The 14,971-nt window shown below is 58.3% G+C and carries 18 protein-coding genes and 1 other RNA gene; 9 read left to right on the plus strand and 10 right to left on the minus strand.

What is annotated here, in order from left to right; all coding sequences use genetic code 11:
* The first annotated feature begins 45 nt into the window (after positions 1–45).
* Positions 46–822: a Bax inhibitor-1/YccA family protein gene (locus tag Q0932_RS13115; protein ID WP_299353692.1), complete on the plus strand. Its 777-nt coding sequence runs from the start codon at positions 46–48 to the stop codon at positions 820–822.
* Between the two features lie 88 nt (positions 823–910).
* On the opposite strand, the gene Q0932_RS13120 is transcribed toward Q0932_RS13115, so the two are convergent.
* From Q0932_RS13120 to rpmG, 3 genes are all read right to left on the minus strand, one after another.
* A complete protein-coding gene (locus Q0932_RS13120; protein WP_299353695.1) occupies positions 911–1,615 on the minus strand; it encodes a class I SAM-dependent methyltransferase in 705 nt (234 codons plus the stop codon).
* A 138-nt stretch (positions 1,616–1,753) separates the two neighbouring features.
* Positions 1,754–2,260, minus strand: a complete 507-nt coding sequence (locus Q0932_RS13125; RefSeq protein ID WP_299353698.1) for a GNAT family N-acetyltransferase — start codon at positions 2,258–2,260, stop codon at positions 1,754–1,756.
* A 110-nt stretch (positions 2,261–2,370) separates the two neighbouring features.
* Positions 2,371–2,538: a 50S ribosomal protein L33 gene (gene rpmG, locus Q0932_RS13130; RefSeq protein WP_007814563.1), complete on the minus strand. Its 168-nt coding sequence runs from the start codon at positions 2,536–2,538 to the stop codon at positions 2,371–2,373.
* Between the two features lie 185 nt (positions 2,539–2,723).
* Here rpmG and Q0932_RS13135 point away from each other — a divergent pair, with 185 nt between their 5' ends.
* Positions 2,724–3,824: an ATP-grasp fold amidoligase family protein gene (locus tag Q0932_RS13135; protein ID WP_299353705.1), complete on the plus strand. Its 1,101-nt coding sequence runs from the start codon at positions 2,724–2,726 to the stop codon at positions 3,822–3,824.
* Here the strand turns inward: Q0932_RS13135 and rnpB are convergent.
* From rnpB to gatC, 5 genes are all read right to left on the minus strand, one after another.
* Positions 3,824–4,198: RNase P RNA component class A (gene rnpB / locus Q0932_RS13140), an RNA gene on the minus strand. The two genes, Q0932_RS13135 and rnpB, sit on opposite strands and share 1 nt — an antisense overlap.
* Positions 4,199–4,210: 12 nt before the next feature.
* The gene (locus Q0932_RS13145) at positions 4,211–4,912 is read right to left on the minus strand and encodes an N-acetylmuramoyl-L-alanine amidase (RefSeq protein WP_299353708.1); all 702 of its coding nucleotides are present in this window, start codon (positions 4,910–4,912) and stop codon (positions 4,211–4,213) included.
* A 6-nt stretch (positions 4,913–4,918) separates the two neighbouring features.
* On the minus strand, positions 4,919–5,752 hold the full coding sequence (locus Q0932_RS13150; RefSeq protein ID WP_299353711.1) for a hypothetical protein: 834 nt from the start codon (positions 5,750–5,752) through the stop codon (positions 4,919–4,921).
* 34 nt (positions 5,753–5,786) lie between these two features.
* Positions 5,787–7,274, minus strand: a complete 1,488-nt coding sequence (gene gatA, locus Q0932_RS13155; protein ID WP_299353714.1) for an Asp-tRNA(Asn)/Glu-tRNA(Gln) amidotransferase subunit GatA — start codon at positions 7,272–7,274, stop codon at positions 5,787–5,789.
* Positions 7,274–7,561, minus strand: coding sequence for an Asp-tRNA(Asn)/Glu-tRNA(Gln) amidotransferase subunit GatC (gene gatC / locus Q0932_RS13160; RefSeq protein ID WP_299353717.1), 288 nt, complete (start codon positions 7,559–7,561; stop codon positions 7,274–7,276). Before gatC ends, gatA begins: the two co-directional genes overlap by 1 nt.
* A gap of 211 nt (positions 7,562–7,772) precedes the next feature.
* Between gatC and Q0932_RS13165 the strand changes: the two genes are divergently transcribed.
* Positions 7,773–8,177, plus strand: coding sequence for a hypothetical protein (locus Q0932_RS13165; RefSeq protein ID WP_299353720.1), 405 nt, complete (start codon positions 7,773–7,775; stop codon positions 8,175–8,177).
* On the opposite strand, the gene Q0932_RS13170 is transcribed toward Q0932_RS13165, so the two are convergent.
* On the minus strand, positions 8,174–8,851 hold the full coding sequence (locus Q0932_RS13170) for a ceramidase domain-containing protein (RefSeq protein ID WP_299353723.1): 678 nt from the start codon (positions 8,849–8,851) through the stop codon (positions 8,174–8,176). The genes Q0932_RS13165 and Q0932_RS13170 overlap by 4 nt on opposite strands.
* 59 nt (positions 8,852–8,910) lie before the next feature.
* Here Q0932_RS13170 and Q0932_RS13175 point away from each other — a divergent pair, with 59 nt between their 5' ends.
* The 5 genes from Q0932_RS13175 to Q0932_RS13195 are packed head-to-tail and all read left to right on the plus strand — an operon-like array spanning position 8,911 to position 13,477.
* Positions 8,911–9,603: a metal-dependent hydrolase gene (locus tag Q0932_RS13175; RefSeq protein WP_299353726.1), complete on the plus strand. Its 693-nt coding sequence runs from the start codon at positions 8,911–8,913 to the stop codon at positions 9,601–9,603.
* Between the two features lie 4 nt (positions 9,604–9,607).
* Entirely contained in the window at positions 9,608–10,579 is a 972-nt protein-coding gene (locus Q0932_RS13180; RefSeq protein WP_299353729.1) for an adenylate/guanylate cyclase domain-containing protein, read from the plus strand.
* The gene (locus tag Q0932_RS13185) at positions 10,576–11,550 is read left to right on the plus strand and encodes an adenylate/guanylate cyclase domain-containing protein (RefSeq protein ID WP_299353732.1); all 975 of its coding nucleotides are present in this window, start codon (positions 10,576–10,578) and stop codon (positions 11,548–11,550) included. The genes Q0932_RS13180 and Q0932_RS13185 overlap by 4 nt, the downstream gene beginning before the upstream one ends.
* Complete coding sequence (locus tag Q0932_RS13190) at positions 11,547–12,506, plus strand: adenylate/guanylate cyclase domain-containing protein (protein WP_299353735.1); 960 nt, start codon at positions 11,547–11,549, stop codon at positions 12,504–12,506. The genes Q0932_RS13185 and Q0932_RS13190 overlap by 4 nt, the downstream gene beginning before the upstream one ends.
* A 5-nt stretch (positions 12,507–12,511) precedes the next feature.
* Positions 12,512–13,477, plus strand: a complete 966-nt coding sequence (locus tag Q0932_RS13195) for a nuclear transport factor 2 family protein (protein WP_299353738.1) — start codon at positions 12,512–12,514, stop codon at positions 13,475–13,477.
* Positions 13,478–13,517: 40 nt separating this feature from the next.
* Here Q0932_RS13195 and Q0932_RS13200 read toward each other — a convergent pair whose 3' ends face one another.
* A complete protein-coding gene (locus Q0932_RS13200; RefSeq protein ID WP_299353741.1) occupies positions 13,518–13,970 on the minus strand; it encodes a nucleoside deaminase in 453 nt (150 codons plus the stop codon).
* A 62-nt stretch (positions 13,971–14,032) separates the two neighbouring features.
* Here Q0932_RS13200 and Q0932_RS13205 point away from each other — a divergent pair, with 62 nt between their 5' ends.
* Complete coding sequence (locus Q0932_RS13205) at positions 14,033–14,815, plus strand: pseudouridine synthase (protein ID WP_299353744.1); 783 nt, start codon at positions 14,033–14,035, stop codon at positions 14,813–14,815.
* Positions 14,816–14,971: the final 156 nt, after the last annotated feature.

Here is a 14,971-nt window from a genome sequence, read left to right on the forward strand (position 1 = left end):
CCGGAGCGATCCGGCGGCCCAATAAGTTCAATATCGGAGGCTTTGATGGCTGAATTTGACACAATCCAGGGTACGGCGGGCGTCCGCACGGCTGAGATTGACCAAGGGCTTCGCGCCCACATGAACAAGGTCTACGGCACAATGTCTGTCGGGACCTTTATCACCTTCCTCGCGGCCTGGGCGATTGCCGGTATGGCTGTGACCACAGATCCCAGCAACGCATCGGTGATGGTGCGCGACGGTCAGTTTCTGACCGGTCTGGGTGAAGCAATCTACATGTCACCTCTGAAATGGGTCATCATGTTGGCTCCACTTGGCATGGTGTTTGGCTTTGGCGCGGTTCTGAACCGTATCTCGGCCGCCGGTGCTCAGCTCTATTTCTACGTTTTCGCCACCCTGATGGGTCTGTCGATCTCGTCGATCTTTATCGTTTATGCAGGTGCGTCGATCGCACAGGTCTTCCTGATCACATCGATCGCCTTCGCCGGATTGTCGCTCTGGGGCTACACCACCAAGAAAGACATCTCGGGCTGGGGATCGTTCCTGATCATGGGCCTGATCGGCATCATTGTCGCGATGATCGTTAATATCTTTATGCAATCCGAGGCCATCGCCTTTGCAGTCTCGATCATCGGCGTTCTGATCTTTGCCGGCCTTACAGCCTATGACACGCAAAAGATCAAAACCACATATCTGCAGATGTCGCACTCGGGTGACACTGAATGGTTGGGCAAAGCCGCGATCATGGGCGCACTGAGCCTGTATCTGGACTTTATCAACCTGTTCATGATGCTGCTGTCGCTCTTGGGCAACCGCGAGTAACGACACGCAAATGATAAATAGAAAGGCCGGTCCCTGCGACCGGCCTTTTTTTGTTGCCTGACGCATTGCACGCAGGCGAAGCGGAAGATCAATAATTGACGTAGTGGCTTTGGATCGTGGGAGGATACTTGCGTTTCTCGCCGCGTTTCTGAACCACGTAGAATATGAACTGAGGATTGTCATATCGATGCTCGGCGCCGCGCGGCGATAAGGTTGGATCAGGGATGTCGCGCGGTGGTTCGCGGTCAGTGCGGTTGAAGGTACAGCATTTCAGCACGTCGTAGCCCAGCGTTGCGCCAAAAAAGCGCCACGGGACATCCGGTCCGACCTGATAAAACCCGTGCCCGAACCAGCCATCCGTGCCGACACAGGAAATAAAGACTCCACCGTCCTTGAGCATCCTGTGAACATTGCGAAACGCCATTGCAATGTCAAAGACATGCTCGGTCGTGCCACCATCGTAAATCACGTCAAACTTTTTACGCAGGGATCGACCAATCGGTTTGGTCAGATCGTGCACATACTCGGCCCCTTCGATGTCCGAAAAATCCAGGCTCTTGAGGGCGGGCCATTTAATGGTTTTCAGGAAAGACTCGCAAAAGCCGTCTTCCTGAAACAACTCGTCTTCGGTTGTTTCAATGTCCAATTCGTCGCGCAAACTTTGCACGAGGCGATTTTTCCACTTTGGGCGAAAGTGCATCTTCTGACGGCCCAGCATGATGCCTTCGGTTTTGCCCTCGAGAAAATGTGCATTTCGCGCCATCTGCATGGCGATATTGATACTGATACCCATCGAACTGCCGCCTCGCTGTCGCCGTTTGTTCGCTTGTTTTGCCGCCTTTATCGGTCGGTTCGTAATCTTGCAGATTCCCAAAGGTATGCAGCACCTCCCGCTTTTTGACAAGCTAGAGCACAAGAGGGTGCCGGGCGCTTACAAACAGCAGACCATCTGAACGGCGGGGAAATGCACGCCCTGAGCCAGCGTCAGTTCGACCTCGCCCACTTCCGAGAACCCCATGGAGCGGTAGAAACTGCGGGCCGCCAGCGTACTCATGCAGTTCATGCGGTCCACACCAAAAGCCCGTGCCGAGGCAAAGGTGGCCTCGATCATCTGGCGCGCCAGGCCTTGGCGCAGATGCGCTGGATGGGTTGCCACGTGCCGAACATGCCCCTCGCCCGACCCTGCGACACCGCGGGCTGGACTGGTATCTGTCCAGCCGCCCGCACCGACAATGTCACCCTGCGGGTTCTGGGCGACAAAATACGTCCCACAATCCAAGAGGGACGGTTGCGCCGTGGTGATATGCGGAAGGGCTTCGCGTAGGACCCTTGGGTCATAAAATGCGGGCAGTAATTGCGGATAGGACCGCCGGAACAGCTGTGTCACGGCCGCTCGGTCTGCAGGTGTGGCGGGGCGAATGCGGATTGGGTTTGACATCTTGGCGTCCTTGTTGGCTCGTGAGGGGAGACAGGGCGCGGCAGGTGTCTAAAAAGCAAAAAGCCGCGCTCTTGCGGCGCGGCTCTTGCGGTCGTTCTAGAAAAGCGATCTTACTTGATCTTGCCTTCCTTGTACTCGACATGCTTGCGCACCACCGGGTCGTACTTACGTACGACCATCTTTTCGGTCATGGTTCGCGCGTTCTTTTTGGTCACGTAGAAATGGCCCGTGCCCGCGGTCGAGTTCAGACGGATCTTGATAGTCGTCGGCTTCGCCATTGATCTTCTCCTGCAACGGGTGCAGTCACCCGTGAAATTCTCATGAAGCCTGCCTTTTAATGATGCACGCACCCGAGTCAATGGGGTCAGGGCAAGAAACTTAAGCTTAATCGCGATTTGTTCGAAGCCTGTTGGCACCGACTGCGTTTACTGTAGCCCAACACCGGCTGTCAGGAGGCGACCAAATGCGCGTTGACTTCAACGGCCAATTGTCTGACGTAGTTTGCATGTCAGACCGAGACCTTTTTGCGAGCCTCATCGAAGGCATCGAGAGTCGCGCTGCAAAAGCCCGCAGACGTGCGTTTTGGCTACCACGCAAAGAGCGCAAGAAATTCATATACGACCAAACATTCCGCAATGACATCGAGGCCGTTGCCTATCCGCTTGCCAAAGGAATGAAGTGCCTGCCGAACTTTGTTGATCCAAAAACGTATCATGAAAAGATGCGGTCATTGTATCTGACGCACCCCAACCCACTGATGTCGCTGGCAGCGGACAAGATCGAAATGCATAAACTTTGCAGCTATTTCGATACACCGATTGTCCCGCTCGGCATGTACGGTGCCTACGAAGACCCTGCGGACCTAGACGTCACAACCTTGCCCGAGACGTGCTATCTTAAGGTCAACGATGGCTGCAAAATGAATATGTTGCATGCACGCGGAAAACCGATGACTCCACTCTGGTTGCGAATTTTTGAACGCAAGTGGTGGCATGTTGATCATTGGCGTCGCCAAGGTGAGCTACACTATCGCGACATTCCACGGCGAATGCTGGTCGAAGAAGCGCTTTTGCCCCTGAACACGCTCAGGGAAACGGCCGTCTACTGCATTTACGGAGAGCCTTACGTCTATTCGATCGTGGGCTTCAACTATCATGGTTATGAGCGTTTTCGGGGGCAGGTTTCAATAAACGGGGCGTATCAACGTGTCGCGGCGCGGTTTGGCAAATACCTGCCAATCAGTATTGCTGGCACGTCTGACGAGTTTGAAGCGATCCTGGAAACAGCAAAACGCTTGTCCCGTCCCTTTGCCCATAGTCGCATAGATTTCATGCAAAACGGAGATCGCACCGTTGTGGGAGAAATAACGCTTTCGCCGCGAGCTTTTAATAATCCTGACCGCGATCTCGCAACTGAAATCGAACGCGGTGATTTGATCGACATGGACCGTCTGGAAGACAGCCTAGCGACCTGCCGTCAAATAGCGGCCGACCTAGGCTGGCCGGTTGAGGCAAGCTTTGGGCATTTGGCCGAAGATCCCCGCCTTGCGACGGGTGGGCAGTAACGCGCAGAGGGCCTGTAAGCCGGATTCTGTTCTGTCAGATTGCTCCGACAGCGACGACCATTCATCTTGAGCGCCCGTTGCCGGACGCCCTCTAGCTGCCAACCCGGATCTGCTCGGGGCAAGACACCCCTGTGATTGCTCACGCGCGATCCCTATTTGGCATTGCTCCCGGTGGGGCTTGCCGTGCCGGTCCGGTTGCCCGTCCCGCGGTGGGCTCTTACCCCACCGTTTCACCCTGACTTTCGCGAACGAAAGCGGTTTGTTTTCTGTGGCGCTTTCCCTCGGGTTTCCCCGGCCGGGCGTTACCCGGCACCGTTGCCTTGTGGAGTCCGGACTTTCCTCGGAGTTGCCCCCGCGGCCGCCCAGCCCTCTGCGCGAGGGATGGCTTACGCGCTGGGCATTACGGGGTCAACGCCGAAGCGTGTCGCCAAGTCATGTGCAAGGGCTGCGTCCACCTGATCTGCCGGGCCTCTGGCCCAGGGGCGGAACCGTTCGCGAAAAGCCCGAAGGCATGGTTCAGAACCGTCCTGGCCCATCGGGTACCCAATGGCCTTAAGCGCCTCGTCCAGATCTTTCAGACCGCCGCTGGGTTGGGTCTCGCCGGGCCATACCGACAGGTTCTGCAAAGCTAGCCGACGCCAGTCAAACCGACGCCCCGGATCGCATTTCCGGGCCGGCGCCATATCTGAATGGGCAATCACATTCTGCGGCGGGATCTCCCAGCGCCTCATGATGCTGCCTATCAGGGCCTCAAGCACCGTCATCTGTGGCTCTGGAAAAGGATGGTCGCCTGTATTGGCCAACTCAATGCCAATAGAGCGCGAGTTCACATCGTCGATGCCGCGCCACTGCCCTGCCCCGGCATGCCAGGCACGCATCTTTTCATCGACCATGCGCCAAAGGCGCCCGTCCTCCGCAATCAGGTAATGGGCGGATACCTCAACGTCAGCATCACAAAGCCGCTCAAGCGCGGCCTCGGCGGTTTGCATGGCGGTGTAGTGCAGAACGATCAAGTCCGGCAGCACGTCCCTGCGGCGCCCCCCGAAAGATGGGCTGGGCGCGTGCAGAACTTCCGGCAATTCAGGCATGTCGGCTCAGTTCCGAGCGGCCTGTCGGTAAGGGGTTGGGTCCCAATTACAGGCAAAACCGTCACCGTCAGGATCAAGACCCAAGCGATCTTTCTTGGGCCCACCGCGAGACAGGAATTCAGTCTGGGCGTCAGAGCCTGACCCGAACTTAGCGCAGGCTTTTTGGTGGCGTGACTGGCTGGTCAGCCCCATACGGCTGTAGGCCTTGGTTCCAACCGCATGATTGGTCGAGAGCGCATAGGCAACAATGTTGGGCCCGGTATTCGTGCGCTTTGGCACGGCGGTTGGTTCAATCACTTCGTAATTGGCGCGATTGTTTGCCGTCCGTGCGGCATCGGCTTCAATCGAACGGCGCGAACCGACGGCTTCAAAGTCGTTCTCATCCGAGATGCCCGGATTGTTCATCAAGACAGGGGCCGGATTTGACGGGCTGGCATGGACCACACCGTCTGTTGTGGTCTGAGGGGCGCCCGTACTGCGCGACGTCGGCGCGGTGGGGTCGGTGGCGGTGGTATTGGTCGCAGTCCGGGTCGCGGTACTGGTCGGCTGGGCCACGGGTTTGGGTGGTGGAACAGCCGTCGCGGTCGTCGCCATGGGTTGTGAAGATGTCGTACTGGCCGCAGCGGTCGAGGCCGGGGCAACAACCGGAGCAGGCGCCGGAGTGGCGAGCGTTTCCTGCGAGACACTTGCCGGCGGAGGCACGGCTGCGTTGCTGGCGGCAGGCTGGCTTTGCGGCGACAGGATCGCGTTGTCAAAACCAACGCCTGCGGCGCTGTCTGGAATCTTTGGTTGGCAAGCGGCCAACGCCAAAACGGCGCAGCCGGTTAGAAACACTCGCATTTGTGGTACCTGCTCAGGTTTGTTTTGAGCTGTTTTACCACCATTTTCCCGGTTTGGCTACAAATCCGGCTGCAGACTCAAGCGCGTAGGCGGTGTTCAGCAAATCACCCTCTTCCCATGGACGCCCAATCAACTGCAATCCAAGCGGCAAGCCCTGATGATCCAGACCTGTTGGCACCGAAATACCGGGGAGGCCCGCAAGGTTTACGGTGACCGTGAAAACGTCGTTGAGGTACATTTTCACCGGATCTTCGTCGCTCATCTCACCCAGACCAAAGGCTGCGGACGGAGTGGCAGGCGTCAGGATCGCGTCAATCCCGGCGGCGAACACATCATCAAAGTCTTTCTTAATGAGCGCGCGCACTCGACGAGCACGGTTGTAATAGGCGTCGTAAAAGCCTGCTGACAACACGTAGGTGCCGATCATCACACGGCGCTGAACCTCGTGGCCAAAACCTTCGGCGCGTGTTTTCTCGTACATCTCCGTGATGCCATCTCCGGCAGCCAGCGAGGCGCGGTGGCCAAAGCGAACGCCGTCATAACGCGCTAGGTTCGACGAGGCCTCGGCCGGGGCAATCACGTAGTACGCAGGCAAAGCGTATTTGGTGTGCGGCAGTGAGATATCGACCAACTCGGCACCCGCCGCTTTCATCATGGCGCGGCCTTCGGCCCAAAGTGACTCAATCTCTTCCGGCATACCGTCCATGTGGTACTCTTTTGGAATACCGATCTTTTTGCCTTTGATGTCACCGGTCAACATGGCCTCGAAATTTGGCACGGCTAGGTCGGCGCTGGTGGAATCCTTGGGGTCATGACCGCACATGGTTTCAAGCATGATCGCCGCATCGCGCACCGATTTGGTCATTGGGCCTGCCTGATCCAGAGAAGAGGCAAAGGCGACAATGCCCCAGCGCGAGCAACGGCCATAGGTCGGCTTGATACCCACGGTGCCAGTGAACGCCGCAGGCTGGCGGATCGAGCCGCCTGTGTCGGTGCCGGTTGCCGCCAGACAAAGGTCAGCCGCCACGGCAGACGCTGAGCCACCCGACGAGCCGCCGGGCGTGAGCGGGGTGTCTTCATTGCCACGACGCCAAGGGCTGATCGCGTTGCCATAGGCCGAGGTTTCATTCGACGAGCCCATGGCGAACTCGTCCATGTTCAGCTTGCCCAACATCACGGCGCCCGCATCGGCCAATTGCTGTGACACGGTCGATTCGTACTCGGGCTTGAACCCTTCGAGGATGCGACTGGCCGCCTGACTGTCGACGCCCTTGGTGCAAAAGAGGTCTTTGATACCCACGGGCAAACCACACATCGACGGCGCATCGCCTTCCGAAATGCGAACGTCTGCCGCCTTGGCGCGTTCCATCGCAATTTCCGGCGTCTTGTGCACAAAAGTGTTCAGCGCGTCGGCTTCGTCGATCGCTTTGAGGCAGGCTTCGGTCAGTTCAACAGACGTGGTTTCGCCCTTGCGCAGCATGTCGCGAGCCTCTGCAAGACCCAATTTGTTCAGATCGCTCATTATTCCACCACCTTCGGAACCGCAAAAAAGCCTTCGCGCGCGTCGGGCGCGTTTTTCAGAACCTTGTCCTGTTGGTTGCCGTCCGTGACCACGTCTTCGCGGCGTTTCAAACGCTGAGGTGTGACCGAGGTCATCGGCTCAACACCGTCCACATCCACCTCATTCAGCTGTTCGATAAAGCCGAGGATGGTGTTGAATTCCTGCGCCAGCGCGGGCAGCGCGTCTTCTTCGACCTTGATGCGCGCGAGCTTGGCGACGCGTGCGGCGGTATCCTTGTCGATCGACATGGTTGGACTCCAGATTCATTGCTGAAACAGCGTTTAGCGCCACAGGGATTGCGGTGCAAGCGGATGGCGGGATTCGTGGGGCGCTGCCCCACATTCCGGAGTAATTCCGACAATACAAAAGCTCTGGCAGAATTGCCTTTGAAGCCCGATAATTGATCCGGTCGGGCACGTCCTGCGTAGACTAAAAGAAAACCAATCAGGAGGTGTGATCATGCCGGATTTGAGAGTAATAGGCTTGGCTTTGTTCCTAGTAGCGGGAGCGGCCGAGGCAAAAGTGCGGTTTCTGAACCCGGTGAACACCCTGCCAAATGGACAGGGTTTCGAGGTTGTCGACCGATTGGGCACCGACACGGCGCGCATCTGGTGTGACGCGGCGCGTGCGGCGCAGGCCGGAGGGGTCGGCAACACGCAACGGATCTATGTCTCTCGCACCTATGGACCCAGCTTGACCGCGCCGGGCATCGATGGTGTCTCGTTCACCTCCACGCCAGATACCGCTGTGCAGAACGCGGCTCAGGCCTTGACTGGCGCGCGCACACTGTCATTGACCACGCTTGGCAACAATCTGACCGTTGGACAGGGGGTGGGATATTGCATCTTCGAAATTGACGGCTAGCGGCCTTGTTGAGGCCGCCCAGCGCTGCTCGCCCCCGTTGTATACCGATGCAGGACCTCGATCATCCAGCCCAGCATGAGAGCGTTGAGGATGTGCCAGAGGAAGTGGGTGCCCAGTGGAAGTCGACCGCAGATCGGCATGTCGAGACTGCGGAATATGATCGACAGGCACAGTATGGCGGCGCCAATGGCAAGCCCACGAGCCACGTGCAGCAAACGGCGGCGCAGCAGAAACGCGTAGATGAAGATCAAAAGAGGCACCGGTGCATAGCCGGCTGAAGAGCCAAGGCCCGGCACCATCTGAAACAGCGGAAACGTGGCGGCGGCATAGGGGAAGAACAGCACTGTGAGGCCAAGCGCGGGCCATAATGAGAGGCCCCAGTAGTGGCGGTTCGCTGCGTAGATATAGGTCAGTACGTAGAGCGCAATCGGAGCTGTATCTGCAATGGCGGACCAGACCTGTCCATGCGTATGAAACAGGAAACTGCCGAGGCCAATCAGGGCAAGTACCGTTATCAGACCGCGGGTGATCGGTGCGCGCCCTGCTCCGGTGCGGCGCCACATAATCAGGGCGGCGATCAAAAAAGCGGCGTTGGTTACTGCGTTCACAGGCTCGGCCCAATACTCGGGTCCCGTGCGTTCGCAATAGCTGTCAATCGCCTGCGTCCAGTCCATCGTCTCTTCCCTCATCGCTTTATGGTGCTAACCTGTCATCAACAGATAGGAGGATTGTCATGAAAATCATATGGCTTGGACATGGGTCTTTTCGCATTGAAGTCGCAGACAAGGTTCTGCTGGTCGATCCCTGGCTGACCGGCAACCCGGTGCTGCCCGAAGACCAGCACGAAGCCGCCGTCGCGGGTGGCACCCACCTGATCCTCACACATGCGCATTTCGACCACGTGGCCGACATGCTGCCACTGGCGCGCAAACTCTCGATCCCTGTCATCGGGCAATATGACCTGATGGGCTATTGGGCCGAGCATGAGCACATCGAGACCATCGGCTTTAACAAAGGCGGTACGGTCGATCTGGGCGGCGTGAGCCTGTCGATGGTCCCCGCATCGCACAGTTCCTGCTTCGGCACCGACGAAGGCCCCAAGGCCTCAGGAACCGAGGTCGGATATATGCTGCGCGCCGAGGGCAAGACGGTCTACTTGTCAGGCGACACCGACGTCATGGCCGACATGGACTGGATGGGGGACTACTACAAACCCGACGTAGGCATCCTCTCGGCGGGCGGCCATTTCACCATGGACATGAAGGGCGCGGCATACGCGGCAAAACGCTATTTCAATTTCCAGACAGTGATCCCCTGCCACTACGGCACCTTCCCGATTTTGGAACAGTCAGCGGACGACCTGAAAGCCGGTTTGCCCGGGGTGGATGTTATTGAGCCACAGCTGATGCAAGCGATCGAGGTTTAGTCGGTTGGGCGACATCAAACCCTCACCGGAACTTGGCGCCATTGTGCGCCGCTGGCTGCGGTCCTATGCCTCGGGCGACAAGGACACAGTGGTCAATCTGTTCTCGGACGAAGCGTGCCTAGGCTATATCGGCTCATCCCATGACGAGGTCTGGCGCGGCGACACGCTGCGCCGCGGTATGGCCAGCTATATGGAGGACATCCCCAACTTTTCCTGGGATCGGGATGACTTTCGTGGCTTTGAATGCGGTCACCTCGGTTGGGTCGAATGGTTCGGTGAGCGTGTCTCTCTGGACAATGGCAAAGAGATCACATTTCGCTCGACCTTTGTGCTGCATCTGGAACAGGGCGTCTGGCGCATCGTTCATGTGCACAACTCGAACCCGGTCTCGAACATGCAGGCGTTGGGCTATGAATCGCGCGGTTTCGAAGACCTGCTTGAGGCGGCCATGGCAGCCCCAAGCGGGCTGACCCAGACCGGCATCGCGTCGGTCATGTTTACCGATATTGCTGACAGTTCCACCCTTGCCGAGGCTTTGGGCGATGCAAAATGGAGCACCGTGGTCCGCACACATCTTGGGTTGGTCACCAAGCTGATCGAAGACGCCGGAGGCGCGTTGGTGAAATCCCTGGGAGATGGCACGCTCTCGGCCTTTCCTTCGGTCAGCGCGGCGTTGCAGGCGGCAATCCTGATACAGCGGGAAAACGCGGCGCTGACAAGTGAGCCGAACCTGAGATTACGCGTCGGCATCCATACCGGCGACGTGGTCCAGACCGGCGATGATTTCTTTGGCACCGTGGTCAATAAGGCCGCGCGGGTTGCGGCAGCCGCGGCCCCCAACGACATCCGCGTGTCCGAGGCCACCCGCGTTATGGTCGGCGGCAACAAAGAATTCAATTTTGCCGACGCAGCCTCGGTGCCCCTGAAAGGTCTCGACGGGGAACATCTGATTCATCGGCTGGAGTGGCAGACATGAGCGATCCGTTCACCCCTTCGCCAGAGTTGGCGGCCATCGCAAAACGATGGATCAGCGTCTATTCAAGCCGACACCGCGACGCCGCCGCCAACCTGTTCTCCCATTCTGCAGCGACCACCTATGTCGGATCGGACGAAGGCGAGATTCTGACGGGGCAAAACTTTCACAAGACTTTTGTCGCTTTTACCGAGGATCAGGCGGTTCTCGTTCCTCAAGACCTCGAAGTGAATGCCTATGAGGCGGGGTCCTTTGGCTGGGCTCTTTGCACGATGACCATCCTTTCGCCCGAAGCTGGCAAAACCGTCGCCTTTCGCAACACCTTTGTTTTTGCCCTGGAAAACGCCGTCTGGCGCATCGTGCATATCCACAACTCCAATCCCAAGCCCAACATGGAAGCGATGGGCTACACCTCACGCAGCCTCGATGAGCTGACCAAGTCGATGCAATCCGAAGCACTGGATCTCGGACACACTGGGATTGCCTCAGTCATGTTCACCGATATTGTCGACAGCACGGCTCTGGCCGCAGCAACAGGCGACATGGCGTGGAACGGCATTGTTCAGACGCACCTGACCCGGATCGGCAAGGCCGTTGAGGGTCACGGCGGTACATTGGTCAAGACACTGGGCGACGGCACATTGTCATCCTTCCCCTCCGCAAGCGCGGCGCTGATGGCCGCCATCGACATCCAAAAATCCATGCGCGACGCCACTGAGGAACCGTTCCTGCGGATCAGGGTCGGCATCCATACCGGAGATGTTGTGGAACAGGACGGAGATTTTATCGGCTCTGTCGTCAACAAAGCTGCACGGGTGGCTGCAGCTGCTGCGTCGGAAGAAATTCGCCTGTCAGAGGCAACGCGCATTATGGTGGGCGGGAGTGCCGCGTTCACGTTTGCCGATCCGCTCTCTGTGGCTCTGAAAGGGCTCGACGGAGAACATCTGATCCATCGGTTAGAGTGGCAGACATGACCAAAGCCTCTCTGGAACTCTTGGCCGTTGCGCGCCGTTGGATCGCCGCGATCCCGAACAAGCGACCAAACGAGCTGCGCAACCTCATGTCTGAAGGGGATCACCTGCGTTTCGTCGGTTCGGGGGATGGTGAGCTGTGGTCCGGCCAGGCAGTGCGTGAGGGGGTCGGCGCGTTCTTTGGGGTGATACCGCCGTTTGCGACACACGAGGAAACCTTTGCCGAGGCGTTTGAGAACGGCGATACCGGCTGGGCTTGCTTCACCCACGAAATAGCCTTTGAAGACCGGCCTGACCGCCCGTTTGTTATGCGCAACACATTGATCTTCGCGCTTGAGGACGCGGCGTGGAAAGTGGTGCATCGTCACGGCTCAGTGCCAATCCCGAATATTGAGTTCACGGGCACCGAGCAAAGCGCCATTGCCGAGCTTGTGGACGCCGCAAAGCAGGATTTCTCGCTGGATCAGCGCGAGGGGTTTGCCTCGGTCATGTTCACGGACATCGTGAATTCTTCGGGCCTCGCCCCGATGTTAGGCGATCGGCTGTGGTCTTCCGAGGTGGCTCGGCACTTTTCCGGTTTGCGCGTCATCATCGAGCGCAATGGAGGGCAATTCGTTAAGTCGCTTGGCGACGGCACCATGTCCAGTTTCCCGTCCCCAACGCAGGCCATACGCGCAGCACGAGCGATCCTCGCGGCAACAGACATCTCTGACGGTCCGGCAATTTCCCTGCGAATTGGCATCCACACCGGCGACGTCGTTCAAACCGACGAGGATTTCTTTGGCACCGTCGTCAACAAAGCCGCTCGTATTGCTTCGGTCGCGGCACCCAATGAAATTCGGCTGTCTGATACGACGCGCGAGATGGTCGACGATCCACGAGCCTTTCGCTTTCTCGAACCGGTCTCTGTGCGGCTCAAAGGTTTTGAGGGAGATCATCTTTTGTACAGGATTAAGTGACAGTCATGATCAAACCGTCCCCCGAAATCGAAGCCATCGTGCGGCGCATGTCCGACACGATCCGGTCCCACGAGGTCGCGGATCTGCCCCACTATTTCTCCAACGATGAGGCCGTCCTCTATGTCGGCACCGCCGAGGACGAAACCTGGCGTGGTCAAATCCTGCGTGATGGGATTTCAGCGCATTTGGCCGAGGTACCGGACTTTACCGAAGAAGACGTTGAAATCGAGGCCTGGGAACATGGCGATGTCGGCTGGGCCTTTCGCCAGACCACCTATCGCTTTGCCGATACCGGTGTCTCGGGCAAGCATCGGATCAGTTTTGTGTTTGTTATGGAACAAGGGCGCTGGAAAGTCATTCAGCACCACATCTCCAATCCGACGTCAAACCTCGACAAGATGGGCGTTGAACACCGCGCGTTTCGCGACCTGCTTGCCGCTGCCGAAGACGAACAACTGGTCGTTGGTCTCGAAGGGCTTTCGTCCATCATGTTCACCGACATAGCCAACTCAACAGCGCTGGCAGAAGCGGTTGGAGACCGTATCTGGCATGGGGTGCTGGCCGAACATCTGACCGCTGCGGAAGAGATCATCACTCTACACGGTGGCCGTCTCGTCAAATCGCTGGGGGACGGTACAATGTCGGCCTTTCCGTCGGCCCGGGGCGCAATGTCGGCGGCTTTGGCTTTGCAGGACAGCACCGTAAGTCAGGCATCTGAACCGCCTCTCTCGATCAGGATCGGCATCCACACAGGCGAGGTGATCGCCACGGATGACGACTATTTCGGCGTGGTCGTGAACAAGGCTGCCCGTATCGCGGCATCCGCACGACCGGACGAGACCCGTGTGTCGGATGCAACTCGACTGATGGCAGGCAACGCACCTGACTTTGGTTTTTCGAACCGTTCAGAGATTCCGCTCAAAGGGTTAGAGGGATCGCATGCCGTCCATGTGCTGGAAAAACAAGCCTGATCCTGCAAAAGCACAATTCTCGCGCATCAGTTGGCGGGTCTTAGGATCGTTTTTCAGCAAAGAAATCTTTTAGCAGCGCCTCAGAATCCTCCGCGGAAATGCCGTCATAGACCTCAGGAACATGATGGCTTTGAGGGTGGTCGAACACGCGTGGTCCTTGGGCGACGCCGCCCGACTTTGGATCGGCAGCACCGAAGTAAACTCGCGCGATGCGGGTTTGGCTGATGGCACTGGCGCACATGGGGCAAGGTTCCAGCGTCACGTAAAGGTCATGCCCCGGTAGGCGTTCGCTACCCAAGGCCGTGCAGGCCTCGCGCATGGCCAGGATTTCGGCGTGGCCCGTAGGGTCGCTGAGCTCGCGGGTTCGGTTGCCCGCAGAGGCCACGACCTTGCCCTCAGGCGACACGACCACTGCCCCAACGGGGACTTCGCCGCGTGCACCGGCCTTGCGCGCCTCTGCCAGCGCTTGTTCCATGAAGCTTGTGAACACCATGCATAGGGTTTGCCCCGAGACGCCCCCTTTCGCAATCCCTCAATCCACGATAGGAACCGCCCATGAACACCGAGACCCCCAAAGGCGACCGTATCGCCAAAGTTCTGGCGCGCGCTGGCGTGGCCAGTCGCCGCGAGGCTGAACGCATGATCGACGCCGGTCGTGTCACTGTAAATGGCAAGAAGATCGAAAGCCCCGCACTGAACGTGACGGACAAAGATCGCATCACGGTTGATGGCAAGCCGCTGGCCGAGCCGGAGCCCGAGCGCATCTGGCTGTATCACAAGCCCACCGGTCTGGTGACGACCAACAAGGATGAGAAAGGGCGCGAGACGATCTTTGACCACATGCCCGAAGGCATGCCGCGAGTGATGACAGTTGGACGCTTGGACCTCAACTCTGAAGGCCTGTTGCTCTTGACCAATGATGGCGGCGTCAAACGCAAGCTGGAATTGCCCTCGACCGGCTGGCTTCGCAAGTATCGGGTGCGAGTCAACGGACGACCAGCCGACAACACCTTTGCCCCCTTGCGCAAGGGCGTCTCGATCGAAGGGGAACGGTTTCAGCCAATGGAGGTCTCTCTGGATCGACAACAAGGCGCAAACGCCTGGGTCACGATCGGTATCCGTGAGGGGCGCAACCGAGAAATTCGCCGCGCAATGGAGACCGTAGGTCTGACCGTGAACCGTCTGATCCGGGTGTCATATGGTCCCTTCCAGCTGGGCCAGTTGAAGCAGGGCGAAGTTGAAGAAGTGCGCCGCCGGGTTGTGCGGGATCAGTTGGGTCTGGATGGGGCGACACCGCCTGAGGCCCGCAAGACACCTCAGCGCAAGCGCCGTCGCTAGGTTGATCCCCGCGCAAAATGCTTGGGAACGTGTCGTTGTCCCCGCATCCTGATGGGCAAAAGAACGCCGCTATGACGCAGCATGCGCGATCTTCCCCCTAGCAACCCAAGCCGAAACTTCTTAAGTTTCTGGCAGGTTTAGGGGAGAAAACACCAA

Source organism: uncultured Shimia sp. (assembly GCF_947498095.1).
GTDB lineage: Bacteria > Pseudomonadota > Alphaproteobacteria > Rhodobacterales > Rhodobacteraceae > Shimia.

Coding starts and splice junctions, on each gene's coding strand:
- Q0932_RS13200 (WP_299353741.1), bottom strand. CDS start 13,970: ATGGTGTTCACAAGCTTCATGGAACAAGCGCTGGCAGAGGCGCGCAAG.
- Q0932_RS13170 (WP_299353723.1), bottom strand. CDS start 8,851: ATGGACTGGACGCAGGCGATTGACAGCTATTGCGAACGCACGGGACCC.
- Q0932_RS13205 (WP_299353744.1), top strand. CDS start 14,033: ATGAACACCGAGACCCCCAAAGGCGACCGTATCGCCAAAGTTCTGGCG.
- Q0932_RS13150 (WP_299353711.1), bottom strand. CDS start 5,752: ATGCGAGTGTTTCTAACCGGCTGCGCCGTTTTGGCGTTGGCCGCTTGC.
- Q0932_RS13165 (WP_299353720.1), top strand. CDS start 7,773: ATGCCGGATTTGAGAGTAATAGGCTTGGCTTTGTTCCTAGTAGCGGGA.
- Q0932_RS13125 (WP_299353698.1), bottom strand. CDS start 2,260: ATGTCAAACCCAATCCGCATTCGCCCCGCCACACCTGCAGACCGAGCG.
- Q0932_RS13115 (WP_299353692.1), top strand. CDS start 46: ATGGCTGAATTTGACACAATCCAGGGTACGGCGGGCGTCCGCACGGCT.
- Q0932_RS13190 (WP_299353735.1), top strand. CDS start 11,547: ATGACCAAAGCCTCTCTGGAACTCTTGGCCGTTGCGCGCCGTTGGATC.
- Q0932_RS13135 (WP_299353705.1), top strand. CDS start 2,724: ATGCGCGTTGACTTCAACGGCCAATTGTCTGACGTAGTTTGCATGTCA.
- Q0932_RS13185 (WP_299353732.1), top strand. CDS start 10,576: ATGAGCGATCCGTTCACCCCTTCGCCAGAGTTGGCGGCCATCGCAAAA.
- gatC (WP_299353717.1), bottom strand. CDS start 7,561: ATGTCGATCGACAAGGATACCGCCGCACGCGTCGCCAAGCTCGCGCGC.
- Q0932_RS13195 (WP_299353738.1), top strand. CDS start 12,512: ATGATCAAACCGTCCCCCGAAATCGAAGCCATCGTGCGGCGCATGTCC.
- Q0932_RS13175 (WP_299353726.1), top strand. CDS start 8,911: ATGAAAATCATATGGCTTGGACATGGGTCTTTTCGCATTGAAGTCGCA.
- Q0932_RS13145 (WP_299353708.1), bottom strand. CDS start 4,912: ATGCCTGAATTGCCGGAAGTTCTGCACGCGCCCAGCCCATCTTTCGGG.
- Q0932_RS13120 (WP_299353695.1), bottom strand. CDS start 1,615: ATGGGTATCAGTATCAATATCGCCATGCAGATGGCGCGAAATGCACAT.
- gatA (WP_299353714.1), bottom strand. CDS start 7,274: ATGAGCGATCTGAACAAATTGGGTCTTGCAGAGGCTCGCGACATGCTG.
- rpmG (WP_007814563.1), bottom strand. CDS start 2,538: ATGGCGAAGCCGACGACTATCAAGATCCGTCTGAACTCGACCGCGGGC.